The 23,648-nt window shown below is 70.3% G+C and carries 24 protein-coding genes and 1 tRNA gene; 14 read left to right on the forward strand and 11 right to left on the reverse strand.

Features of this window, described 5'->3' with window-relative positions; translation table 11 throughout:
* Nucleotides 1–10 precede the first annotated feature (10 nt).
* Complete coding sequence (locus tag F4553_RS17600; protein ID WP_184837390.1) at nucleotides 11–2,152, forward strand: S9 family peptidase; 2,142 nt, start codon at nucleotides 11–13, stop codon at nucleotides 2,150–2,152.
* Between the two features lie 106 nt (nucleotides 2,153–2,258).
* Here F4553_RS17600 and F4553_RS17605 read toward each other — a convergent pair whose 3' ends face one another.
* On the reverse strand, nucleotides 2,259–2,876 hold the full coding sequence (locus F4553_RS17605; RefSeq protein ID WP_184837392.1) for an HdeD family acid-resistance protein: 618 nt from the start codon (nucleotides 2,874–2,876) through the stop codon (nucleotides 2,259–2,261).
* 136 nt (nucleotides 2,877–3,012) lie between these two features.
* On the opposite strand from F4553_RS17605, the gene F4553_RS17610 reads away from it, so the two are divergent.
* From F4553_RS17610 to F4553_RS17620, 3 genes are all read left to right on the forward strand, one after another.
* Nucleotides 3,013–4,440, forward strand: coding sequence for a hypothetical protein (locus F4553_RS17610; protein WP_184837394.1), 1,428 nt, complete (start codon nucleotides 3,013–3,015; stop codon nucleotides 4,438–4,440).
* Nucleotides 4,433–5,638, forward strand: a complete 1,206-nt coding sequence (locus F4553_RS17615) for a glycosyltransferase family 2 protein (RefSeq protein WP_184837396.1) — start codon at nucleotides 4,433–4,435, stop codon at nucleotides 5,636–5,638. The genes F4553_RS17610 and F4553_RS17615 overlap by 8 nt, the downstream gene beginning before the upstream one ends.
* A 146-nt stretch (nucleotides 5,639–5,784) precedes the next feature.
* Nucleotides 5,785–6,213 (forward strand): CBS domain-containing protein, encoded by a 429-nt coding sequence (locus F4553_RS17620; protein WP_184837398.1) that lies wholly within the window; start codon nucleotides 5,785–5,787, stop codon nucleotides 6,211–6,213.
* Here F4553_RS17620 and F4553_RS17625 read toward each other — a convergent pair.
* Nucleotides 6,179–7,354, reverse strand: coding sequence for an RNA polymerase sigma factor (locus F4553_RS17625; protein ID WP_184837400.1), 1,176 nt, complete (start codon nucleotides 7,352–7,354; stop codon nucleotides 6,179–6,181). The two genes, F4553_RS17620 and F4553_RS17625, sit on opposite strands and share 35 nt — an antisense overlap.
* 127 nt (nucleotides 7,355–7,481) lie before the next feature.
* On the opposite strand from F4553_RS17625, the gene F4553_RS17630 reads away from it, so the two are divergent.
* The 8 genes from F4553_RS17630 (at nucleotide 7,482) to F4553_RS17665 (ending at nucleotide 15,476) form a co-directional block, all read left to right on the forward strand.
* Nucleotides 7,482–8,510: a DUF6923 family protein gene (locus tag F4553_RS17630; protein WP_184841287.1), complete on the forward strand. Its 1,029-nt coding sequence runs from the start codon at nucleotides 7,482–7,484 to the stop codon at nucleotides 8,508–8,510.
* A 22-nt stretch (nucleotides 8,511–8,532) separates the two neighbouring features.
* Nucleotides 8,533–9,300 carry a bestrophin-like domain gene (locus tag F4553_RS17635; RefSeq protein ID WP_184837402.1) on the forward strand — a complete coding sequence of 256 codons (768 nt, stop codon included), beginning with the start codon at nucleotides 8,533–8,535 and terminating at the stop codon, nucleotides 9,298–9,300.
* A gap of 78 nt (nucleotides 9,301–9,378) precedes the next feature.
* On the forward strand, nucleotides 9,379–10,494 hold the full coding sequence (locus F4553_RS17640; protein ID WP_184837404.1) for a helix-turn-helix domain-containing protein: 1,116 nt from the start codon (nucleotides 9,379–9,381) through the stop codon (nucleotides 10,492–10,494).
* 128 nt (nucleotides 10,495–10,622) lie between these two features.
* Nucleotides 10,623–12,041 (forward strand): family 2B encapsulin nanocompartment shell protein, encoded by a 1,419-nt coding sequence (locus F4553_RS17645; RefSeq protein ID WP_184837406.1) that lies wholly within the window; start codon nucleotides 10,623–10,625, stop codon nucleotides 12,039–12,041.
* Nucleotides 12,041–13,063 carry a family 2 encapsulin nanocompartment cargo protein polyprenyl transferase gene (locus F4553_RS17650; RefSeq protein WP_184837408.1) on the forward strand — a complete coding sequence of 341 codons (1,023 nt, stop codon included), beginning with the start codon at nucleotides 12,041–12,043 and terminating at the stop codon, nucleotides 13,061–13,063. The genes F4553_RS17645 and F4553_RS17650 overlap by 1 nt, the downstream gene beginning before the upstream one ends.
* Nucleotides 13,064–13,134: 71 nt before the next feature.
* Complete coding sequence (locus tag F4553_RS17655; RefSeq protein ID WP_184837410.1) at nucleotides 13,135–13,371, forward strand: hypothetical protein; 237 nt, start codon at nucleotides 13,135–13,137, stop codon at nucleotides 13,369–13,371.
* A gap of 39 nt (nucleotides 13,372–13,410) precedes the next feature.
* On the forward strand, nucleotides 13,411–15,081 hold the full coding sequence (locus F4553_RS17660) for a VCBS repeat-containing protein (protein ID WP_184837412.1): 1,671 nt from the start codon (nucleotides 13,411–13,413) through the stop codon (nucleotides 15,079–15,081).
* Nucleotides 15,082–15,242: 161 nt separating this feature from the next.
* Nucleotides 15,243–15,476: a hypothetical protein gene (locus F4553_RS17665; RefSeq protein WP_184837414.1), complete on the forward strand. Its 234-nt coding sequence runs from the start codon at nucleotides 15,243–15,245 to the stop codon at nucleotides 15,474–15,476.
* Between the two features lie 172 nt (nucleotides 15,477–15,648).
* Here F4553_RS17665 and F4553_RS17670 read toward each other — a convergent pair.
* Both F4553_RS17670 and F4553_RS17675 read right to left on the reverse strand, forming a co-directional pair.
* Nucleotides 15,649–15,721: transfer RNA gene (locus F4553_RS17670), tRNA-Ala, on the reverse strand.
* Between the two features lie 68 nt (nucleotides 15,722–15,789).
* Nucleotides 15,790–16,362: a YqgE/AlgH family protein gene (locus F4553_RS17675; protein WP_246466388.1), complete on the reverse strand. Its 573-nt coding sequence runs from the start codon at nucleotides 16,360–16,362 to the stop codon at nucleotides 15,790–15,792.
* Between the two features lie 143 nt (nucleotides 16,363–16,505).
* On the opposite strand from F4553_RS17675, the gene F4553_RS17680 reads away from it, so the two are divergent.
* A complete protein-coding gene (locus F4553_RS17680) occupies nucleotides 16,506–17,087 on the forward strand; it encodes a nucleosidase (protein ID WP_184837416.1) in 582 nt (193 codons plus the stop codon).
* Here F4553_RS17680 and F4553_RS17685 read toward each other — a convergent pair.
* The 3 genes from F4553_RS17685 to F4553_RS17695 all read right to left on the reverse strand — a co-directional run bounded on the left by F4553_RS17685 (nucleotide 17,058) and on the right by F4553_RS17695 (nucleotide 18,921).
* Nucleotides 17,058–17,882, reverse strand: coding sequence for a hypothetical protein (locus F4553_RS17685; protein ID WP_184837418.1), 825 nt, complete (start codon nucleotides 17,880–17,882; stop codon nucleotides 17,058–17,060). The two genes, F4553_RS17680 and F4553_RS17685, sit on opposite strands and share 30 nt — an antisense overlap.
* A 49-nt stretch (nucleotides 17,883–17,931) precedes the next feature.
* Nucleotides 17,932–18,324 carry a hypothetical protein gene (locus F4553_RS17690; RefSeq protein WP_184837420.1) on the reverse strand — a complete coding sequence of 131 codons (393 nt, stop codon included), beginning with the start codon at nucleotides 18,322–18,324 and terminating at the stop codon, nucleotides 17,932–17,934.
* 135 nt (nucleotides 18,325–18,459) lie between these two features.
* The gene (locus F4553_RS17695) at nucleotides 18,460–18,921 is read right to left on the reverse strand and encodes a MarR family winged helix-turn-helix transcriptional regulator (protein WP_221469936.1); all 462 of its coding nucleotides are present in this window, start codon (nucleotides 18,919–18,921) and stop codon (nucleotides 18,460–18,462) included.
* Nucleotides 18,922–19,006: 85 nt separating this feature from the next.
* On the opposite strand from F4553_RS17695, the gene F4553_RS17700 reads away from it, so the two are divergent.
* A complete protein-coding gene (locus tag F4553_RS17700; RefSeq protein WP_184837424.1) occupies nucleotides 19,007–20,233 on the forward strand; it encodes an FAD-dependent oxidoreductase in 1,227 nt (408 codons plus the stop codon).
* Here F4553_RS17700 and F4553_RS17705 read toward each other — a convergent pair.
* The 4 genes from F4553_RS17705 to F4553_RS17720 all read right to left on the reverse strand — a co-directional run bounded on the left by F4553_RS17705 (nucleotide 20,205) and on the right by F4553_RS17720 (nucleotide 23,605).
* Entirely contained in the window at nucleotides 20,205–20,852 is a 648-nt protein-coding gene (locus F4553_RS17705; protein WP_184837426.1) for a hypothetical protein, read from the reverse strand. The genes F4553_RS17700 and F4553_RS17705 overlap by 29 nt on opposite strands.
* A 131-nt stretch (nucleotides 20,853–20,983) precedes the next feature.
* Nucleotides 20,984–21,631: a response regulator transcription factor gene (locus F4553_RS17710; protein ID WP_184837428.1), complete on the reverse strand. Its 648-nt coding sequence runs from the start codon at nucleotides 21,629–21,631 to the stop codon at nucleotides 20,984–20,986.
* Nucleotides 21,622–22,872 carry a sensor histidine kinase gene (locus tag F4553_RS17715; RefSeq protein WP_184837430.1) on the reverse strand — a complete coding sequence of 417 codons (1,251 nt, stop codon included), beginning with the start codon at nucleotides 22,870–22,872 and terminating at the stop codon, nucleotides 21,622–21,624. The genes F4553_RS17710 and F4553_RS17715 overlap by 10 nt, the downstream gene beginning before the upstream one ends.
* Before the next feature lie 76 nt (nucleotides 22,873–22,948).
* Entirely contained in the window at nucleotides 22,949–23,605 is a 657-nt protein-coding gene (locus F4553_RS17720) for a hypothetical protein (RefSeq protein WP_184837432.1), read from the reverse strand.
* Nucleotides 23,606–23,648 lie beyond the last annotated feature (43 nt).

Genomic DNA, 23,648 nt, shown 5'->3' on the forward strand with positions numbered 1-23,648 from the left:
GTTCCCGTCCATGCCGCACGATCATGACTACTCCGCTAGCGCCCCACCCGTCGCCCCGGTGGAGATCACGCAGCGCGAACTGCATGGACGCCGATGGGACGACGAGTACGGGTGGATGCGCGACCACACCGATCCGCGCCTGCTCGCGTACCTCCGCGCGGAGCGCGAATACTACGACGCAGCGGCGGTCGGGCGGGAACGCCTCCGGGACGAACTGTTCCACGAGGTGGAGCAACGCCTCCTCCCGACTGATGACTCAGTCAGTTGGCGGCATGGTTCAGTTTTCTACTACACCAGGACCGTTACCGGAAGTGAGTACGGCCAGTTCTTGCGGAGACGTAACCACAGCGACTCAGGGGATGTCATCACCGACGTCGTCCTCGACGAGGCGGAGCTGGCCGGTTCGGAGGGTTATGCGGCTATCGGCGTACGCGAGCCGAGCCCGGACAACACGCTGCTCGCCTACTCGGTGGACACGACCGGCGACGAGGTCTACCGGCTGCGGTTCCGGGACCTGTCGACGCTCCACGATCTGCCGGAGGAGCTGCCCCGCACCTACTACACGGGTGCCTGGAGCGCCGACTCGCGGACGTTCTTCTACACGGTTCACGACCGGCTCTTCCGGCCCTACCAGGTGTGGCGGCACACGATCGGCACGCCGGTCGCCGCCGATGTGCTGGTCCGGCAGGAGGACGACGCCCGTTTCGAGCTCACGGTGGCGGCGACCCGCGACGGCGAGTGGATCGTGATCGAGGCGCGCAGCCGTACGACGACCGAGCACCACCTCGTACCCACGTCGGATGCCGCGGCGGACCCGATCCTGGCGCTCCCCCGGGTCGACGGCGTCGAGGCCCGCGTCGAGCACGCCGACGGCCGGCTGCTGATCACGACCAACGCCACCACCCCCGAGTTCGCGGTCTCCCTCGTGATGGCACCAACTCTTCAAGAGTTGCGGCGATCAGGGCCGGCCGCCCCGGACACCGCAGCCCCCCTCGGCCCGGCCAGCACCTCCGGCGCAACTCTTGAAGAGTTGGTGTTATCGGGGGACGGCGAGCGGGTGATCCGGTGCCATCCGCTGCGCGGCTTCGTCCTGGTGGAGCTGCGGCGGGACGGCTTTCCGCTGCTGCGGGCCGTGGACCGGCACAGCGGCACGGCGCTGGAGATCGACGCCGGGATCGCGGCCGGGACGGTCACGCTGCTGCCGCACTTCGACTGCGCGGACACGGCCGTCACGATCCGGGTCGAGTCGCTGATCGAGCCGCCGAGCTGGTGGTCCGTCGACCTCGCGACCGGCGGGCGGACGCTGCTCAAGCGCACCGAGGTCATCGGGTACGACCCGGCCGGCTATCGGACCGAGCGCCGGCACGCGACCGCACCCGACGGCACGCAGGTCCCGGTCACGCTCGCCTGGCATGCGGCCACCCCGCACGACGGTACGGCTCCGGCGCTGCTCTGGGGCTACGGCGCCTATGAGTCCTGCGACGATCCGGCCTTCGACGAGCTGCTCCCGAGCCTGCTCGACCGGGGTGTCGTCTACGCGCTGACGCATCCGCGCGGCGGCGGCGAGAACGGGCGCGGATGGTGGCTCGACGGGCACCTCGCCGCCAAGGCCAACACCTTCACCGATCACATCGCGGTCGCCGACTGGCTCGCCGAGACCGGCATCGCCGACGGGGCCCGGATCGCGTCGCGCGGGCTCTCGGCGGGCGGGCTGCTCCAGGGCGTCATCGTCAACCGTCGACCGGATCGGTGGGCTGCGATCGTCGCCGAGGTGCCGTTCGTCGACGTGGTGACCTCGATGCTCGATCCGGACATCCCGCTCACCGTCAACGAGTGGGAGGAGTGGGGCGACCCGAGGAGGCCGGACGAGTTCGCGTGGCTCTGGGCGTACTCCCCCTATGAGAACGAGCCCGACGGGCCGCGACCGGCGCTGCTGGTGACCGCGGCCCTGCACGACCCCCGCGTGATGGTCCACGAACCGGCGAAGTGGGTGGCCCGCCTCCGCGCGAGGGCGAAGCCGAGCGACGCCCCCCTCTACCTGCGCACCGAGCTGGGCGCCGGTGCCCACACCGGCCCGGCAGGCCGCTACGCCCACTTCCGCTACGAGGCGGAGATAGCCGCATTCGTCCTGACGGCGATCACCCACGCCTGACCTAAAATTCGCGTTGATCAAGGGAAGACTCGCCGCATATCGGACACCCGGGATGGTGAGTCTTCCCTTGATCAACGCGAATTAAGTCGGTCGGACGGCCGCGCGGTCAGGCCGGGCGGGGGGTGGTGCGGCGTGGGGGCGTGCGGACGGACTGGGCGGCCTTCTCGACCAGGTCCTCGCCGTCCTTCGACTCCGAGCGGAGGCGGAACGCCGTGACGATCTCCGTGATGCCGCGGAACATCGCCGCCACCGATGCCCAGACCAGCAGCAGGATCGCCTTGCGGCCGAACCCGCCGGCCGCCCAGAAGGCGATCATGATCTCGAGGATGCCGGCGATCAGGCCGAGCCACCACAGCTCGTTGACCTTGCGCGTCAGCACCGAGGTGACGATGTCGAAGGTGCCCTTGAAGAGCAGGAACCAGCCCATCAGCGAGGCGAGCGCCCAGAACGTGTTGCCCGGGTTGAAGAGGCAGATCACGCCGGTGATGACGAAGAGCACGCCGAGCGCGATGTGCAGCCAGCGCCACGAGGTGGTCACCGAGGCGATGACGAACTCGTTGACGCCCGCCGCGATGGCGACGCAGCCGAAGAGCGTCGCGACGGTCGCGATGGAGGCCGCGTTGAAACGCAAGATGATCAGCGACAGGATCAGCCACAGCACCCCGGTGATGAGAAAGACCCACCACCACTTGCCCGCCTGCCTGCCGGTTGCGGCGTCAGACATCTCATCCCCCTATCCCCGGAGCTCCACTTTGTCCGGAATATGAGTCATCCTCTCACCGAGCTGCCCCTAACAAACGATTTACGGCAACTTTCGTAATTGCCCTCTGCTGAGTTAATTATCCTCGGACACTGTTCGGGTGAAGCTTGGCCAGATCCGCGCCCTCGCACACCGGCATGCAGTGATGGCGGTGCTGCTCGCCGCCGGTGTGGCGCTGCGGGTCGCGGCGCACCTGGCCTACCCCCACGCCTTCTTCTTCCCCGACTCGCGCGGCTACGTCATGGAGTCGATGACCTGGACGCCGAGCCCGATCCGGCCCTTCGGCTACTCGGCGTTCCTCAAGCCTTTCGTGCCCGGTGACCTGATCCACGTCGCAGCCGCCCAGCACCTGCTGGCGCTGGCGCTCGCCGTCGGGATCTACGCCTACCTGATCCGGCGCTGCGTCCGGCCGTGGATCGCCGCGCTCGGCGTCGCACCGCTGCTCATCGGCCCGAGCGAGCTGATCCTGGAGCACTTCGTGCTCGCCGAGACGCTCTTCACCGCGCTGCTCGCCGCCGGGCTGATCGCCGTGACGCTGGCCCGTCGCGGTCGCGTCCTCGCCGCGGCGAGCGCCGGACTGCTGCTCGCCCTGGCGGCGCTGACCCGCAGCGTGGGGCTGCCGATCTGCCTGGTCGGCGGCGCTTACCTGCTGCTGGGACTGCGGCGGCTCGGCTGGCGTCCACTGCTCGCCTACGGGGCGGCGCTCGCGATCCCGCTCGCCGGATACCTCGCCTGGTACCACCACGAGCGCGGCGTCTACGCATTCGGCGAGTATCAGGGCCGCTTCCTCTATGCCCGGGTGATGACGATCGCCGACTGCGAGCGCCTCACCCTGCCCGAACCCGAACGCCGCCTCTGCACGCCCGACGACCCGACCCAGCGCCCCACCCGCATCGACTCCTATGTCTGGTCGCCGGACAGCCCGGCCCGCCGCTTCTACCCCGGCGTCGCGGACGACGGCACGCTCGGCTCGTTCGCCCGCCAGGTGATCACAAACCAACCAGCCGGGTACGCCGCCATGGTGCTCCGGGAGACCCTCTGGCACTTCGCCCCGGTCTGGCGCCCGCAGGATCCCGCGAACACCTGCCACGACCAGCGCTGGCTCCCCGCGATCCGGGCCGGTGTCGGCTGCGCACCGCCGTACTACCCGCCGACGGCGAACCCGGCCGACCGACCGGCGCAGCTGCCCGGGCACGCCACCGTCGCGAGCACTGCGCTGACCGGTTACGGCCGCAGCCAGCTCGCCTACGGCCCGCTCGCCGGGATGGCGCTGGTCTGGATCGTCGTCGCCACCGTGATCGGCCGCCGCCGGGGCAGCCGCGAGGCGCTGCTCTTCGGAACGGCCGGTCTCGTCCTCATCATCACCTCGGTCGCCACCAGCATGTTCGAGGTCCGTTACGCCCTGCCGGCCCTGCCGCTGATCGCCATGGGCGCCGCCCTCGCCACGCGCTTCCTCACCAGTCGAGCCGTGCCCGCACAGGTGTCACGGGCCGCACAACCCGCCGGATCGGAATCGCTGCATGGATGACCAGATCGAAGTCACCGTCCTGCTGCCCTGTCTCAACGAGGCCGAGACGCTGGAGGTCTGCGTACGAAAGGCGCTGGGCAGCCTCGCCGAGCTCGGCGTCCGGGGTGAGGTACTCGTCAGCGACAACGGCTCGACCGACGGCTCGCAGGCGATCGCCGTGGCGGCCGGGGCCCGGGTGGTGCACGCGCCGATCCCCGGCTATGGCGGCGCACTGCTCAACGGCGTCGAGCACGCCCGGGGCCGATACGTGATCATGGCGGATGCGGACGACTCCTACGACCTGGGCAACCTCGGCCCCTTCATCACCGAGCTGCGAGCGGGGCACGACGTCGTGATGGGCAACCGGTTCCGCGGCGGCATCGCCCCCGGTGCCATGCCGGCGCTGCACCGGTACCTCGGCAACCCCGTCCTCTCCTGGCTGGGCCGGGTGCTCTTCGGTCTGCGCGACGTGCGCGACTTCCACTGCGGCATGCGGGGCTTCCGGACCGATCGGCTCCGGGAGCTGCACCTGTGCATGCCGGGGATGGAGTTCGCGTCCGAGATGGTCGTGCGGGCGTCGCTCAACGGCTACGACCTGGTCGAGGTGCCGACGACGCTGCGCCCCGACGGCAGGAGCCGTCCGCCGCACCTGCGTACGTGGCGCGACGGCTGGCGGCACCTGCGCTTCCTGCTCGTCTTCGCACCCCAGCGCATCGTGGTCTGGCCCGGACTGTTCCTGCTGCTCCTGGGGCTGGCCGGGGCGGTGGCCCTGGTGCCGGGTCCGGTCCGGCTCGGTGCCGTGCGCACCGACATCAACACGCTCGTCTACGCCTGCCTGGCGATCCTCGTCGGTGCGCAGCTCGTCCTCTTCGGCGGGCTGGCGCAGCTCTACGGTCGGCATGAGGGGATCACCCGGGGTGTGCGGCTGCAGCGCTGGGTGAAGGCGCTGCGCTTCGAGCGGTGCCTGCTGACGGGACTGGGCCTGATCGCCGCGGGTGCGGTCGGCACGGCCCTGGCGCTGGGCCAGTGGGGCAGCGCGGGCTTCGGCGATCTCGATCCGACGGGGACGATCCGCATCGTGCTGCCGAGCGCGACGGCGATCGCGGTCGGCGTACTCGTCATCTTCGCCGGACTCCTCGCGAGCCTGCTCACCCTGCGCGGCATCGCCCCCGAGCACGCCGCGGCCTCCCGTCACGTTTTGCAGCAAAGCGTGGTGTAGATCGCGACCTACACCACGCTTTGCTGCAAAACGTGACGAGGGGTGGCCCCGGGCCCGACGGAGCGGTTTTCATGTTTTGGCCGGCTGGGAGCGAGCGGGCGGACATGATGGGCGAGAGGGAAAGGCCCGCGACGAAGGGAATGACCATGACTACCGCACGTGACATGATGCACCTGGGTGCCGAGTGCGTGCCCATGCACGAGAGCCTCGACCGCGCGGCGCAGATCATGCGCGACAAGCAGGTGGGCTCGCTGCCGATCTGCGGCGAGGACAACAAGCTCAAGGGCATCCTGACCGACCGCGACATCGTGATCAAGTGCATCGCCGCAGGCCACGACCCGTCCAAGATGACCGCCGGCGACCTGGCCCAGGGCAAGGCGATCTACGTCTCGGCCGACGCCGACGAGGACGAGGTCCTCGCGCTGATGGAGAAGAACAAGATCCGTCGCGTACCGGTGATCGAGGAGCACATGCTGATCGGCATGATCAGCGAGGCCGACCTGGCCCAGCACCTCACCGAGGAGAAGCTGGCCCACTTCGTCAGCGCGATAACGAAGGCGCCGCCGTCGAAGTGAGGCTGGGTGACGGCGCCCTGGTCAGCAGCGGTGGCGGATCGCTCGTCGGTGGCGGCGACGGGTCCACCGGGTCGAAGAGCGCGAGCCGGGGGTCGAGCGCCAGCAGCGTGGTCTGCGCGCCGAGCGGTGCCCGGGGCCGCGTCGCCGGCAGGGCTCCGCGTACGTCGGGCGTGTTGGTGATGTTGACCGAGATCATCGTGTATCCGGTGTAGACGACCACCGACCACAGCTCGGCGTCGGCGCCCATGAGGAATCCGGCCGCCGTGGTGGCCGGCATCTCGCGCAGGCCGTACTGCTCCATCACCTCGCCCCGATTGCCCAGGCTGCTGAGCTTGCAGAACGACAGCCGATCGCAGTGGTCGCGGTCGGGCAGCCGGGTCGAGGGCGCGATGGTGATGGTGATCGTGCCGATCCAGTTGCCGTTGAAGGTCCGGACGCTCACCGTCATCGCACCCGGTGCGACCTCGGGGTCCGGCAGCGCGGCGAGCGGCCGCGCGTCGCCCTTGTCGGCGAGCCCGAGGTTGACCCGCTGCAGGCCGACCGGGTTGACGAGGGTCAGGAAGCGCTCGGCGATCGCGCAGGAGACCTTCTCCGCGGCGATCGTCGGCAGCGGCACCGGCTGCGGCAGCGGCAGGTCGAGCACGGCGAGCCGGTCGAGGCCGTAATCGGCGAGGATCGGCAGGCTCGGCTCCGCGATGGCGGTGGGTGCCGGAGCGCCGTCCATGCAGCCGGGGACGGGCGGCACGACACCGCCCCCGCCACCCGGTCGCAGCAGCAGCAGCGCCCAGCCGATGGTCATGGTGAGGACCACCGACATCGTCGCGCCGATGATCCTGGTGCGCCGCCGCAGCCGCCGGCCGGCCACGATCAGCTCGTCGGACGCGACGCCCAGCGGCGGCTCCAGCTCCTCGGGCGGTGCGGCCCGGTGGTGGCGTCGAAGAGCGAAGAGCAAGGTCCGCTGGGTGTACGCCTCCGGCGGCTCGATGCCGATCTGCGGCCAGTGCCGGTAGAGGCGGACGAGGGTGCGCTGGACGATCCGCTCGGCGAGCTCCCAGTCCCCGCACCTCTCGTAGGCCTGCCTGCGCAGCGCCCACGCCGAGGCCGTGACGAACTCGGCGTAGTCGTCCTCCCACTGGCGCATGCGCACACATTGGCAAGTAGGACTCTATTAATCAAGCAGCTCCCAGATCGGCCGACCGGCGATCCAATCAAAGTTGGCCCCTCATGGACTTGCACGCAGGCACACCTTCGTACTCCTACCATCGCTCATGGGCACCGGTCTGGTATTCCTGATGCTCGCCGGTCTCGCCGTCGGGCCGACCTCAGCGGTGGCCGCAGCGAGCTGCTCGGGCGACTACTACCTGGTCCGCGGGACCGCCTTCATCAAGGTCGACGGCGGGTCGCGTTCCACCGTCGCGCACCTGCCGGGGCTCGTCAACGCCCTCGGATACGCCCGTGACCAGGGACTCTTCTACGGAATCTCGGGCAGCCGGATCGTCACGGTCGATCCGTCGGGCCACCTCGTCAACCGCGGCCCGGCACCGCAGGGGCTGCAGAGCGCCTATGTCGGCACGGTCGCGGGCCACAGCTGGTACCTGCGCCGCACCTATGACCTCTTCGTCGTGGAGGTGGACCCGCAGGCACCGGGCTACCTCTCGGTCACCCGCAGGGTGCAGCTCCAATCCAACCCGTCGCTCGGCGACTGGGACCGCAACCCCGGCGACGGCGACCTCTACGGCGTCGACGGCTCGGGTGGGACGGCCAAGCTGACCAGGGTGGATCCGGGCAGCGGCGCGGTCACCACGACACCGCTGCCGAGTTCGGTGTGGCACGGGACCTATGGCGCGGTCGCGATCGACAACGGGGTGCTGCACGCGCTGCTCAACCAGACCGGCCGCCTCTACCACATACCGCTGAGCAATCCGACCGCCGTGACCTGGACCGACATCGGCTTCTTCCCGGTCAACTCCGACGCCGCGAGGTGCCTGCCCGCTTCTCCGCCACCGCCGCCTCCCCCACCGCCGCCACCCAGCCCGTCCCCGTCGCCGAGCCCGTCGCGCTCACCGGCCCCGGCGCCCGCGCCGCTGCCCCCGCGCGCCGACCCGCCCGCACCCAGCCCCTCACCGAAACCCACCCCCTCACCGGTACGCCTGGAGAAGTCCACCCCTCCTCCAGCCTTTCGACCGCTGCCCAAGCCGTCGCCGAAGTTGCCGGTGACGCTGACCTTCCTCACCGCGGCGCTGATTCCGGCGATCATCGCGGCGGGGCGGGGAGCGGTCCGGATCCGCCGCCGCTGAACATCCACATAGGAGGATTTCGATGACCGGACTCATGGGGTGGATGGTCGTGGTGCTCGGCGCCGCCGCCCTCTCCACGATCGGTTTCCTGCTGGTCACCAAGTACGTGCCGGAGCGATGGCTGCTCGCGGACGCCGATGCCGCGGGCGCGCTCTACGCCACGATCGGCATGGTCTACGCGATCCTGATCGCGATCGCGGCCATCGCCGTCTGGGAGCCGCACACCGAGGCGAGCCAGACCACCGAACGGGAGGCCGCCGACATGACGGAGGCCTACTGGTCGGCGCGCGGGTTGCCGGAGCCGGCCCAGTCGGCCGTGCGGATGCTGATCACGCGCTACGTCCACGAGGTGATCGACTCGGAGTGGGCCGCGATGAAGCAGCACCACACGTCGAGCCCGGCCGCCGAGGCCGCCTTCGCGGACCTGCGCAGCCACGTCGAGTCGCTCACGCCGGTCGGCGATCGCGAGGAGGCGGCCTATGAGCAGGTCGCGGGGCGGATCGCCGACGCGGCGGACGCCCGGCGGACGAGGATCACCGTCGCCGACAAGGGCATGCTCGCGCTGCTCTGGCCGATCCTGATCGGCGGCGGGCTGATCAGCGTCGCCTTCCTCTACCTCTTCGGGATGCGGCCCAACTTCCCCAACGGACTGATGATGGCGACCGTAGGCGGAATGCTGGCATTGGTCATCCTCGTTATATACCAACTTGAATACCCGTTCAGCCGAGGTCTGAGCATCGGGCCTGAGTCGTTTCACACCATGCTGACGCAGGTCGGAGGCATGACGTAGCGCTATGTACATCCGGGCCCGCGGTCCCTACGATGGGGGCTATCGCCGCTTTTGTGGCGATTTGCCCGGAGGTGCGTTGTGGTCGTTGACCTACCCCTAGGCCGACGAATAGAGCTGGCCCGTCGGCGGCGCGGGCTCTCGCGACAAACTCTCGGCGGCCTCATCGGCCGCAGCTCCGAATGGATACGCCAGGTCGAGCGGGAGGAGCGTTCGGTGGACCGGCTCTCCGTCCTGCTCGCCCTGGCCCGCGTTCTCCGCGTCGGCGACATCGGCGGCTTCCTCGGCAGCGCCCTGCCGCAGGCGGCACCGCTGCCGCCGCCCGACACCCGAGTGGGGCCGCTCCGCGACCTGCTCTACGCACCCGCGCCCCTGCCGGTCACCGCGGCGGACCAGGACCGCCGGGCACTCGACTCGGCCACGGCAGCGTGGACGGGGTCCGAGCGCCCCTACTATGAGGCGCTGCGGCAGCTCCCGCCGATCCTCATCGAGGTGCCCGGCGACGAGCTGGCGGCGGGGGCCTACCGGCTCGCGGCGGAGGTGCTCCGCCACCTCGACGAGCTGCCGCTCTCGCTGCTCGCCGCCGAGCGGGCCGTCGCCGCCGCCCGCCGGCACGGTGAACCGCTCGGGGAGGCCGAGTCCATCCGCGGCTTCGCCGAGACGCTGCTGCGGCTGCGCCATCCCGCTCAGGCGCAGCGCCTCTGCCTCGACGCGGTCACGGCTCTGCGGGCCCGGCGACCGGAGTCCGACGCAGCCGGGGGCGATGCGCTCGGCGGGCTCTACCTGACCGCCGCCGAGGGGGCCATTGTGGACGGCGATCACGCGGCCGGCGTACACCTCATGGGAACAGCGCGACTCGCGGCCCGGCGGCCGGAGACGGAGGCCCAGGTCGTGCGGCTGACCCTGCTCCTGGGCCGGACGCGGCCCGCACTGCGGCTCGCCGAGACCGTGGATGCGGAGGCGATCGCGGGGCGGTCGGCGCGAGCGCGCCACTACATCACCGTGGCGCGCGCGCACGCCGGCGAGGACAGCCCGGAGGCGGTGGTCTTCGCGCTCGGCAAGGCGGAGATCGCGTGCGCGGAGGAGCTGCGCTTCAACACCGACGCCCGCAGCACGATCCGTGACCTGCTGGAACGACCCAATGCGCTCATCCGCGCCGACGTCCTGGCGCTCGCCGAGCGATGCGGTCTGCTGTGATATTCCACATAGGAATAAGAAGGAAAGTCCACTCTATAGAGTGCTTTTCTTGGCAATGAAACGTAAACCTGGTGAAATTTCCACCAAGTAGGGCAAGTCGTCTTACCGAGAATGGGTGGTGTTGGGCAATGTCCATCGCGGAATCTGTGGAACCGGCCGTCGAGACCGAGGCCGAGCAGGCACGGCTGAGCCTCGGCACGGCGGCGGCGCGCAACCTGGCAACGACGACGAAGTCGGTGCCGCAGATGCAGGAGATCTCGTCGCGCTGGCTGCTGCGGGTGCTCCCATGGGTGCAGGTCCAGGGCGGCGCCTACCGGGTCAACCGGCGGCTGAGCTACGCCGTCGGCGACGGCCGAGTCAGCTTCACCAGCGTCGGCGCGTCCGTCCGCGTCGTGCCGATGGAGCTCGCCGAGGTGCCCGCGCTGCGCGGGTTCAACGACGAGGGCGGCGTGCTCTCCGCACTCGCCGACCGCTTCGTCCAGCAGGAGTACGAGCCGGGACAGGTGATCGTCGAGTTCGGACACGCCGCCGACCAGCTCTACCTCATCGCCCACGGCAAGGTCAACAAGCTCGGCCAGGGTGCCTATGGCGGGCAGCACATCCTCGGCGTCCTCGCCGACGGTGACTACCTCGGCGAGCAGAGCCTCATCGACTCCGAGGGGATCTGGGAGTTCACCGTCACCGCCGTCACGGGCTGCACCGTCCTCACCCTCCCCCGCCGGGAGCTCGAGGAGATCCTGGACCGCGCGCCCGAACTGCAGGCCCACCTCGACCGCTTCCGGGCGAGCGCGGCGATCCCGCAGAACAAGCACGGCGAGGCACCGATCGAGGTCGCCGCCGGCCACATCGGCGAGCCGCACCTGCCCGGCACTTTCGTCGACTATGAGCTAGCCCCCCGGGAGTACGAGCTGAGCGTCGCGCAGACCGTGCTGCGGATCCACAGCCGCATCTCCGACCTCTACAACCACCCGATGAACCAGACGGAGCAGCAGGTCCGGCTGACCATCGAGGCGCTGCGCGAGCGCCAGGAACACGAGATGATCAACAACAAGGAGTACGGGCTGCTCCACAACGCCGACCTCAAGCAGCGCATCCACACCCGCTCCGGCCCGCCCACCCCCGACGACCTCGACGAGCTGCTCAGCCGCCGCCGCAGCACCCACGCGCTCTTCGCCCACCCGAAGGCGATCGCCGCCTTCGCCCGGGAGTGCAACCGCCGCGGGCTCTACCCCCTCGGTGCCGAGGCCAACGGCCACCACGTGCCAGCCTGGCGGGGCGTCCCGATCTACCCGTGCAACAAGATCCCGATCAGCAAGGCCGGTGAGACCTCCATCCTCGCGATGCGGATGGGCGAGACGGAGCAGGGCGTCATCGGCCTGCACCAGATCGGCCTCCCCGACGAGTACGAGCCCGGCCTCTCGGTCCGCTTCATGGGCATCAGCGAGCAGGCGATCATCTCCTACCTGGTCAGCGCGTACTTCTCGGTTGCGGTGATGGTCCCCGACGCGCTCGGCATCCTGGAAAACGTCGAGATTGGACATTACTGATGAGCTCGGGTGTCGCCGAACGGGCCGATGAGCGGACCGGACCCGCGCTGATCGCGTCGAGCCGGGCCGTCGTCGACCCGGCCCTGCGCGCCGCAGTCGACACCCTGCCGGGACCGATCCGGCTCATCTCGGGCTACCACCTCGGCTGGTGGGAGCCCGACGGCAGCGAGTGCACGGCGGGAGCGGGCAAGGCCATCCGGCCCGCCCTCGCCCTCGCCGCAGCCGAGGCGACCGGCGGCGATCCCGCAGCAGCCGTCCCGGCGGCGGTCGCCGTCGAGCTGGTGCACAACTTCTCGCTGCTGCACGACGACGTGATGGACGGTGACGCCACCCGGCGTCACCGCCCCACGGCCTGGCGGGTCTTCGGCGTCAACTCGGCGATCCTCGCCGGGGACGCGCTGCTCGGCCTCGCCATGGACATCGTCGCCGACCGCCCGGCCGCCGTGCGCAACCTCTCCCGGACCGTGCAGGACCTGCTCGCCGGGCAGGCCGAGGACCTCGCGTTCGAGCAGCGGGCCGAGGTCACCGTCGCCGAATGCGCGACCATGGCCGGACAGAAGACCGGTGCCCTGCTCGGCAGCGCCTGCTCCCTCGGCGCCCTCTTCGGAGGTGCCGAACCGGAGCTGATCCCCGCGATGCAGGCCTTCGGCAACCGCCTGGGCCTCGCCTTCCAGCACATCGACGACCTGCTCGGCATCTGGGGCGACCCCGCCCTCACCGGCAAGCCGGTCCACTCGGACCTCAGCAGCCGCAAGAAGTCGCTCCCCGTCGTCGCGGCGCTCGCCTCCGGCACCGTCTGGGCCACCCGGCTGCGGGACATCTACAGCCGGTCAGGCCCGCTCAACGCGAACGATCTCGCGCTGGCGGCGAGCCTGGTCGACCTGGCCGGGGCGCGGCGGTGGAGCCAGGAGGAGGCCGACCGCCTCTTCACCGAGGCGATCACCGAGCTGGAGCAGGTCTGCCCGGGCGACACGACCGGGCTGGCGGCGCTGGCGACCCTCATCACCCACCGGGATCACTGAGCTCCCTCCCTGAGCGCCTCGCGAGCGCGCAGGTTCCGACTCCCCCCGGCGCGCTTCGCGGGCGCGCGGCAATGCGCGGTGATCACGTCGACTTCCCTGACCAGGACGTGATCACCGCGCATTCTCGTTACGCCGCATCGCCGCATCGCCGCATCGCCGCGGCGCCGTGCCGCTGGGCCGCTGGGCAAGATCACGCCTTCTTTGGGGAAGTAGGCGTGATCAAGGGCCTTGATCACGCCTACTTCCCCAAAGAAGGCGTGATCACCAGGAGCGAGGGAGCGGCCGCCGCGATCGCTGCAATCGGCTAGCCTCAGGCTTTCCCAGACCTCTCGTCGTTAGGAAAGCGTGTGAAGCTCGGACGGGGCACACGCCTCACCGCTCTCGGAGTTCTCCCCCTGCTCGCGGTCGCGACCGCCGCCAGCGCCGGTGGAACGCCGCTCCCAGCCGCCACAACCACCACGGCCACCACAGCCATCGCAGCCACCACAGGACCCGGTCCGCTGATCGCCACCGCGCCGCCTCAGCGCACCGCGTCGCGGCCCGCGCCGAGCACCGCTTCCGTGGCGCGGGCCGAGCAGCCGGCGGCGGCTGCGCAGCCCGTGACCCGCGCCGCGGCACGGTTCGATGTGGACGGTGACGGCAGGGACGAGCTGATCCGCGGGGTCAGCCCCAGAACGCTCGGCGTGGTAGTGGTCGTGCACTACTCCAGGACGGGTCGGGACCAGGTCGTCACCGTTCCCGGCTACAGCGTCGGCCACGGCTTCACCACCGGCGACTTCAACGGCGACGGGATACAGGACCTCGCCGTCCCCGCTCAACGGATGCCCGCGCCCGGCACCTTCGAGTACGCCATCGTCGTCTTCGACGGCACCACCGGCGGTCTCGACACGGCGCACCCGCACGTCCTCGCCGATCTGCACGCGGGCAGGCTCGCCACCGGCGACCTGGACGGCGACGGCAGGGACGAACTGGTCCTCACCGACGGCGGCACCGACCCCAACCCCTCCGACGCCGTTCGCGGCTCCGTCACCGTGCTGCGCGGGTCGGCCGACGGCCCGACCAGGACCGGAGCCGTCGAGATCCAGCAGCCGGTGCCCGCTTGGCCGGGGCTCGTCGACGACTACTTCGGCGAGTCGATCGCCGTCGGCGACTACACCGGCGACGGGTACGCCGACCTCGCCGTCACCGGTTTCCGCCGAGGCACCGGTGAGCATGACCGGCACGGGCTCGTCGTGCTCATCCCCGGCTCGGCGACCGGCCCCGATCAGGCACACGCGTCGAAGATCGAGGGTGCGCTGGACGTACCCGACTCCTTGCAGATCGACCTGCTCGTGATGGCGGACCTCAACCAGGACGGGCGCGACGACCTGCTGCTCGGCCTGCCGCGACACACCGTCGGGCAGGTCGTCTACCTGCCCGGCTCGGCGACCGGGCTCGCCGTCGACGGCTGGCGGATCCTCACCCAGAACACCCCGGGCCTGCCCGGCAACCCCGACTCCGACCCGAGCAGCGACGGGTTCGGCTCCGCCATCGCGACCGGCGATGCCACCGGCGACGGGCTGCCCGATCTGCTGGTCGGGGCGATCCAGCAGAGTGCCGGGTCGGCGGAGGACGCGGGAGCCGTCTTCCTCATCCCCGGTACGCCGCAGGGGCCGACCGGCGCCGGGTCGTGGCGCTACCAGCAGCGTGCCCCGTCCAGTGGCCGACCGGACCCGCGCAACCCGGAGCCCGCCGAGAAGTTCGACTACCTCGGCTCGGCCGTCGCGTTGCTGGACCTGGACCGGACCGGGCCGCTGGAGATCCTCGCCGAGGCGAAGTTCGAGGACTTCTTCCCGACCCCCGTCGAGCTCAATGTCGGCATCTTCGTCCAGTTGGAGCTGCAGAGCACGGGCACGAGGCGCGGCGACGCCGTCCCGCCCAGCGTGGCGCTGCTGCCGGTGCGGTTCGAGCGGCCCGCCGACGTCGTCGTACCGGGGTACGAGTTCGGCTTCTTCGGTCACGGCGTGGTCAGCGGCTGACTCTCGCCCGCCCGGCAGCGTGATCACGTCGGAGTCGGGGAATCCGACGTGATCACCGCCCGCTCGTGGCGCATAGCTGATAGATCGTCAGCCTTAAATTCGTCGCTGAAAGTGGCGTCGGCGGGGTATGTATTAAAGGAGCCGATAACGGGAGGTGCATCGTGACGACGCTTCGGTTCCCCGATGAGGTGCCAGTCTCAGGTGATGTCCTGAGGAGGATCGCCGCGACCCTCGGCATCCCTGTCACGCATGTAATGATCGACTCCGACGAGCCGCAGGCCGCCAGGAGCGGCTGGGACTACGAGCGCACCGAGCAGATCGACGACCGGCGGCTGCCGGACGACGGCATCACCGGTTACGCCCTGGGCAGCCGCTGGCGAATCAGCGTGGCCTAAGCGCGCAAGATCGCGCAGCTTCCCGGAAGCAAGCCCTAACGGCACGCCCCGAAGGGACTACTTCCGCGAATAAGCACGATCTTGCGTAGTGCCAGGCGCGGCGCTGAGAGACAGAAACGCCCCGGTCGACTCGCACGAGTCCGACCAGGGCGTTATCTGTATTTCTACGGGGTGGAGACGAGGGGATTCGAACCCCTGACCCCCACACTGCCAGTGTGGTGCGCTACCAGCTGCGCCACGTCCCCGCGCACCCGGTCGCCCGGGCACTCGCAGAATATTACACCGCCCCCCACCGGGGCCCAAACTGGGTTCCTCAGTTCATCGCCGGGTCGGCCGGATAGTGCGCCACCGCCGCGAGCAGCCCGCCCTGCCGACGCCACACCATCTGCCACAGCTCCTCGGGACGCACGGCGAAGGCGTCGGACGGCAGCGACTGGCAGACGTGCCACGACCCCGCCTCGATCTCGCCCTCCAACTGCCCGGCGGTCCACCCGGCATAGCCGGCGAAGACCCGCACGGTCTCCAGCCGCTCCGTCAGCGCAGCCGGGTCCTTGGAGAGATCCACCGTACCGATCTGCCCCACCACCCGGCTGAATCCGAGGAACCCCGCCACCCCCTGCCGAGCCCGGGCGACGCAGATCGCCGAGTCCGGCTGCACAGGCCCGCCCTCGAACAGCACGGCCGGCTCGCGAGCCAGCGCGTCCCAGCCGGGCAGCACCTCGCCGACAGCGGTCCCGGTGGCCCGGTTGAGCACGACGCCGAGGGCGCCCGACTGCTCGTGCCCGAGGACCAGAACGACGCTGCGGTCGAAATTGGGGTCGCGCAGGGCCGGCGTGGCCACCAAGAGCTGTCCGGTCAGCTCCATGCGTTCGACTCCCGAGGTCATGTCTCGCACCATATCGGTCCAGACCCGCTGCCGATAAGTCCCAGTGCACGCGGCCTTTGAGCAAAAATTCGACACTCCTCCAATCCGGGCGTAATCGTTACGGCGTGGCGAACCGGGAAACAGGGATCACCTACACTGCCGCCATGCTGCTCACCGGGGCGGTCCGTGCTGATCGGCCGCTGATCGTCGTCGCGTTGCCCGAGGAAGCCGCCCACCTGCGGACGGATCTGCCGATCCTCCTGACGGGGGTCGGCAAGGTCGAGGCGGCGACGGCCGTCGCGAGCCTCCTGGCCTCGGGTCCACGCCCCAAGGAGATCATCAATCTGGGTACGGCGGGAGCGCTCCGCGCGGGTCTGACCGGCACCTTCGAGGTGAGCAAGGTCATCCAGCACGACTTCAACTCGGCGGCGCTGCTCGCCGTGACCGGACACCTCTTCGGCACCCCTCTCGAACTGGTCGGACCCGGTCTGGTGCTGGCGACCGGTGATGTCTTCGTCTCGGATCCGGTGCTGAAGGATGCCCTGGCCGAGCAGGCCGACCTGGTCGACATGGAGGGCTACGCGGTCGCCTCCGCGGCGGCGGCGCACGGGGTGCCCGTACGCATGATCAAGCATGTGAGTGACGACGCGGGCGAGGGCGCGGGCGCAAGCTGGCCCACGACGGTGGACGCGTGCGCCCGCGAACTCGCGGCGTGGCTAGCCGGTCACCCAGAGAGCGCGGCCTGAGGCGACCTCGACGATGGGTCGAGCTCCGATCGGCTTGGTGAGCGCGACGCTGGCCGGGTGGAGCTTCAGGATGGCGATGCACACTTCCCCGCTGGTCCGGACGGTGCCGCCGAGGACGATGAGGTCGTCGTACTCCTGAACCCTGGGGGTGATCTCGGAGTCGCAGGCGCCGACACCCAGGTTGAAGTCGATCGCCGTGTCGGTGGTCTTGATCAGGTCCTGCGCGGTGGCGAGGCCGCCGGGCATCCCGCCCGGCCCGAGCGGCACCTCGGGCACGGGCGTGACGGCGCCGGGGTCGACCGCCACGCGCGCGATCAGGCCCGGGTCCTCCTTCACGGTGAAGACCCAGGTGGGCACGGTTGCGATGCCCCGGCTGGTCCGCAGCTTCGCGGTGCCCGGCCGCACGGCGGTCACGGTGAGCCCGCACGTCTCGCAGCTCGGTTCACCACGATCGATCTGCTGGTACGCCGCCTCGGCGCTCACCACCGTCACCGGCAGTGTCGAGCCGTCCGGGAAGGTCACCGCGCCCTTGGCGGTCGCCGTCGGCAGCTTGATCGCCGTGCGGAATTGACCGTCCATGAAGGCGGCCTTCGCGTTGCCCGCGCCGAAGCCGGCCTCCGGTGCCAGGGTCAGCTCGCTGAGCGGGATGAACCCGGTCTTCCAGGCCGTGGCGGCGGCCGACCCGCGCCAGGCACCGGCGACGGCGTCGGCGCGGGCGGCGAAGTCGCCGGGCGGGACGGGCTCGCCCGCGTCGCCGTTCTCGACGGCGCAGGCGGAGAGGAGAAGGACTGCCATGACGAGGGGAAGGAGTCTTCGCATGGCGGTCCGACGCATCGGAGCCCGCTCAGGTTTCCCCTCCGACGTCGATGCTGTACGCCTCGTAGATCAGATCCGCCCCGTGCTGGCGGTGCCGGCCCAGGCGGTCCACGAGCCCGGTCACGGCTTCGTGCAGCCGTTGCGGGTCGTCGTCCGGCCGGGCGTCGTCGAGCGCGGCGATGAGTTCGGCGTGCTCGGTGACGAGTTCGTGGATCCCCGGCGCGAGCCGAGGCGCATCACGCAGCAGTTGGGCGTAACGCCCGGTTGGTCCCTCGGTGACCCTGATGTGGTCGAGGAGGGCTGTTCTCACATCGGCGAGCTGTGCCGCGACATCGCGGACCCAGCCCGGTCGACCTGCTGTCTGCGAGAGCGAACGGGCCAACCCGGTCGTCGCGCTAGGCAGCTCCACGGACATTGTCATGGGCACCTCCCCGGTCGCTGGGGGTTCCTCCGATGGTCCTCGCCAGCGGCCCCCCTGTCCACCCCGGCACGTTTTGCGGCAAAGCGTGGCCAAATCGCGAAGCGATGCCACGCTTTGCTGCAAAACGTGCCGGGGCTACGGGGCGGTGAGGCGTTCGGTGGCCCGGCGCTGGCGGGTGGCGGACTCGCCGAGGAAGTCGACGATCGCCGCCAGCTCGTCATCGGTGTAGCGCTCGGTGAGCTCGTGGAGTTCGCGTACCCAATCGTCGAAGAGCGGGGCGAGCTCGGCCGTGCGCCCGGCGACGAGCTCGACCAGCACGCTGCGGCCGTCGTCGGGGTTGGGGACCCGCCGGGCGAATCCCTTGCGCTCGAGCCGGTCGATCAGGCCGGTGACCGAGGCGGGCGCGAGCCCGGAACGCTCGGCGAGCTGCCGCGCGGTGAGCGGGCCGAAGCGGTCGATGAGGTCGACCGCCTTCTCCTCGGTGGCACTCATCCCCTTCAGGTCCGCGAGGGCGGTGTGGAACATCACCGCAGCGGCACTGATCTCGCGCCCCGCGACGTGCAGCCGTCCCAGCAGCTCTTCCCGCCTCGATGTCACACCGCGACAGTAGCAATCCGCTTGCCGATCGCAGCAGCCTCGAATATATTTAGTTCGTCCGAACGAAATAAATCTGGAGGTTGTCATGCGAGCACTGGTCATGGGGGCGGGGGTGGCCGGCTCGGTCGCCGCGATGGCGCTGCAGAAGGCGGGGTGGGAGCCGGTCATCTTCGAGGCGTACGCCGAGAGCGCCGGACTCGGCCACGGCGTCTTCCTCACGGTCGCGGTCAACGGGCTGGACGCGCTGCGGGCGATCGACGCGCACCACATCGTCACCTCGGCGGGCTTCCCGAGCGAGCGGATCGACTTCAGCAACGGCAGGGGCCGACGGCTGGGCAGCATCCCCCTCGGCCCGAAGCTCACCGACGGCACCGTCACACACACGATCCGGCGCTCCGACCTCTATCACGGGCTCTACCGCGAGGCAGCCGCCCGGGGCATCCCGATCGAGCACGGCAAGCGCCTCGTCCGCGCCGAGGAGCTGCCCGGCGGCGGTGTCACCGCCCACTTCGCCGACGGCACCAGCGCCACCGGCGACCTGCTGATCGGTGCCGACGGCGTCCATTCCGCCACTCGGAAGATCATCGATCCCGGAGCCCCCGACCCGCGCTACACGGGCCTCGGCAACACCGGCGGCTTCGCCCGCGTGCCCGACATCGATGCCACCCCCGGTGAGTACTCGATGATCTGGGGGCGGGAGTGCTTCTTCGGCTACACCGTCAGCCCGGACGGCGAGGTGTGGTGGTTCGCCAACCCGCCCCGGCGGCAGGAGCGCGACCGTGCCGAGTTGCGTACGCAATCGCAGGCGGAACTTCGCGCCCTGCTCCTCGACCTGCTCGCCGAGGATTCCACTCCCGGCGCCGCGATCGTCCGCGCCACGACCGACGACTTCCGCCTCACCAATCAATATGACCTGCCCCGGGTCGCCACCTGGCACAACTCGTCGATGGTGATCATCGGAGACGCCGCTCACGCGGTCTCCCCCGCCAGCGGACAGGGCTGCTCCCTCGCCGCCGAGGACGCCGTCGTGCTGGCCCAGTGCCTCCGCGACGCTCCGACCGTCGCCGCAGCCCTCGCCGGTTACGAGCAGCAGCGCCGGGACCGGGTCGAACGGGTCGTCACGTGGGGGTCCAGCATGAACAACACCAAGAAGCAGGGCCTGATCGGTCGTGCCCTCCGCGATCTGGTCCTGCCGTTGATCCTGCGCTCGGCGGACTCACCCCGCGAGATGCAGAAGATGTCCTGGCTCTTCAACCACCACATCGAGTGGGAGGCGAACCGGCTCACCCAACGGCGACCGGCCGCCAGCTGAAGCGCTCCCGCCAGGCGGTCTCCCCCGCCGCGTGCTCCCGGAACGCCGAGATCACCGCGTCGGCGTCGGCCACCTCGGTCTGCAGGTGCTCGTCGCCGTCGCGAACCTCCAGCATGTAGGCCCCGGGTGCCGCGCCGGCACGCTCACCCAACCCACCCTGCACATAGTGATCGTCGTCGAAATCCAGGATCACGAACCAGAAGTCCCCGTCCAGCTCCCGCACGGCCCGCTCGATGTGGTCCGCCGACGGATCCTCGATCGGCAGGTCCCCCGCCGAGGTCAGCTCAGGTGCGTCGATCCGCCGCAGCAACGGCGGGTTCACCACGGCCCGCAGCCGCACGTCGAAACAGGCCAGCCGATGCTTCGCCGCCAGATAGCGGACGACCGGCACCACCTTCGCGACCGGCGCGTCCCCCAACGTCACCAGCACGAACGACTTGCGATCCCCCTTGACGCCCACGCCCGGGAAATTCCGCGTCAGCTCCTCCATGAAGGCCGGCACGGAATCCGCCGCCGCACCCCCGGCGGCCCGCTTGGCCATGAAACCGGCGGCCTTCTCAGCCGCCTCCTCATGCCCGACCCGCACCGTCTCGTGCCACACAACCAGGTCCGCCACCATGCCGCCGAGTATGTCAGCCCACCCCGACACCCCACCCGAACCCCAGCAATAACACCAACTCTTCAAGAGTTGCGCCGATCTTGCCCAGCCCAGCCCAGCCCAGCCCGGCGCGGAGCGGAGCGGCCCGAGACCTACGACCGCAGGTAGGTCAGGACAGCCAGCACCCGCCGATGCTGGGAATCGTCCTCGGCATGCAGCCCCAGCTTGGAGAAGATGCTCCGCACGTGCTTCTCCACCGCCCCGTCACTGACCACGAGCGAGCGAGCGATGGCCGGATTGGACCGCCCGGCAGCCATCAACCCCAACACCTCCCGTTCCCGAGGGGTCAGCACGGCCAGCGGATCGTCCCGACGGCGCCGGACCATCAGCTGCGAAACCACCTGCGGATCGAATACCGTCCCCCCGGCCGCCACCGTCCGCAGTCCGGTAAAGAACTCATCGACATCGATGACCCGATCCTTCAGCAGGTACCCCACCCCGCCCCGGGCATCCGCCAGCAGGTCGTCCGCGTACGACACCTCGACGTACTGCGACAGGATCAGCACCGGCGCCCCCGGCACCAGGCGACGCAGCTCGACGGCGGCCCGCAACCCCTCGTCGGTGAACGACGGCGGCATCCGCACATCCACGATCGAGACGTCCGGCCGCAGAAAGGTGACGGCCTGGATCAGGCCGTCACCATCCCCCACAGCCGCGACGACCTCGCACCCGAACTCCTCCAGGAGCCGCACGAGGCCGGTCCGGATGAGGACCGCATCGTCGGCGACGACTACGCGCAAGGGATCTCCGCTCCGATGACGGTGGGCCCGCCGACCGCGGACCGCACGATGAGCTGCCCGTCGACCGCCCGCAGCCGGTCGGCGAGCCCGGCGAGGCCGTGGCCCTTGGCGACATGGGCACCGCCGACACCGTCGTCGGCGATGGTGAGCGTGAGCATGTCGCCGTTACGGGTCAGCGAGATCGTGCAGGTCTGCGCCTGGCTGTGCTTGGCGACGTTGGTGAGCGACTCGGCGACCACGAAGTAGGCGGTGTTCTCCACCGCGGCGGGGAAGCGCTCGGTGGTGCCGATGACGAGCTCGACCGGGATGGTGCAGCGTCCGGCGAGAGCGGTGAGGGCCGGGCCGAGACCGCGGTCGGTGAGGATCGGCGGCGCGATGCCCCGCGAGAGCGTACGCAGCTCGTCCAGCGTCTCCCGCGTCTGCTCGATGGCGGCGGCGAGCGTCTCCTCGGCGGCTGCCGGATCCTTCGCCACCTGCCGCTGTGCCCGCGACAGCTCCATCGCCAGGTGCACCAGGCGCTGCTGCGGCCCGTCGTGGATGTCGCGCTCGAGCCGGCGCAGCGCGTTGGCCTCGGCGGAGACGGCGGCGGCCCGGCCCTCGGCGAGATCGTCGATGCGCTCGTGCAGCTCGCCCATGCCGGTGAGCAGCGCCCGGGAGAGCCCGGCCTTGAGCAGCGCGACGAAGCGGAGCACGAAGGGCAGCGCGGCGGCGAAGGCGAGCCCGATGGCGAAGTAGAAGACGCTCGCCGCTTCGACGCTGTCGCCGAAGCCGAGGAGTTCGGGCAGGTTGTCGTTGTTGCCGGGGATGCGGTCCAGGATCCAGCCGTAGAGGGGCCAGAGCAGCCCTGCGACCGTGACCGACCACCAGACGACGGTGACGACGAAGCCGAGGATGGCGAAGGGGAAGATCAGGATGCCGTGCAGCAGGTCGAGCCACGACTGGCCGTTGGTGAGGGGGTTCACCGCCCGGCGCAGCGCGCTCGCACCGGCGGGTGCGGGTGCGTAGCGGGGACGGGCGATCGGGCGCCCCAGCACCTCCGGCAGCATCCGCCGCTCGACGTCGGCGAGGACGCGGGCGGTGAGGAGCGTGACGGCGAGGACGAAGACGCCGACGAAGATCACGAGGGTGCCGAGGCCCAGGGAGAGCCCCGTCACCATCAGGACGAACGAGATGATCCCGGTGGGGAAGCCGACGAGGAGGTAAACGCTGTCGGCACCGGCCTGGCGGAGCTGGTTTCTCATGACATCGACGCTATGGATCGCGGCGCTCGGATTCGATCCCGCGCGCTGGCATCTTCCGGTAGGGCCAGCCCTACCATCACAGCTCCCCGCGCCGGTACGCCTCGAACCGGCGCTCGGCGGCGTCCTCGTCGGCGAGGAGGTACGCGGGGGCCACGGCATCGGTCGGTGTCTCGGCCTCGACCGCGGCGACGAGCTCGGCGAGCTGCTCCGCACCGAGGTCGTGTCGGCGGAATTCGCGCAGCCCGGCGAAGCGGAAGAGCATCACGTCGGTGAAGCGGTACTCCAGCTCGTCGAAGGCGACGACGGCACCGCCGAGGCCGCGCTTGTCGCCCTTGGCCGCCACGAGGTCGGCGGCGACCGTGTCCTGCCCTCGTCGAGCCGTGGGGCGGGCGAGGTAGGGGCAGACGACGGCGGCGTAGAGCATGCAGGCCCGGTGCCCGGGTGCCTCGACGGTGGCGGCGGCGTTGCGGTAGGCGACCCCGGCATCGATCGCGTCGGCGATCGCATCGGCCTCGGCACCGCTGACGACCCGCCACACCGGGCCCTCGGCCATCGGCGTACCGCAGACGGAGCAGCGCCGCTCCACCGCGCAGAGATAGGTGCGCGCGGTGCCGGTGGCGGCGAACCTGGGCTGGTCGTCCTCCCAGGGGGTGATCGCGAGCACCGGGTAGCCGCGCTCGTCGCGCGGACGCGCGGCGACCGCGGCGGGCATCGGGATCTCGGAGACTCGCATCATCGTGAATCTAGTAGACACCGCCGGGCGCGGTTGGTCCCCA

Origin of the sequence: Allocatelliglobosispora scoriae (assembly GCF_014204945.1) — a bacterium.
In the GTDB taxonomy this organism is placed as follows: Bacteria; Actinomycetota; Actinomycetes; order Mycobacteriales; family Micromonosporaceae; genus Allocatelliglobosispora; species Allocatelliglobosispora scoriae.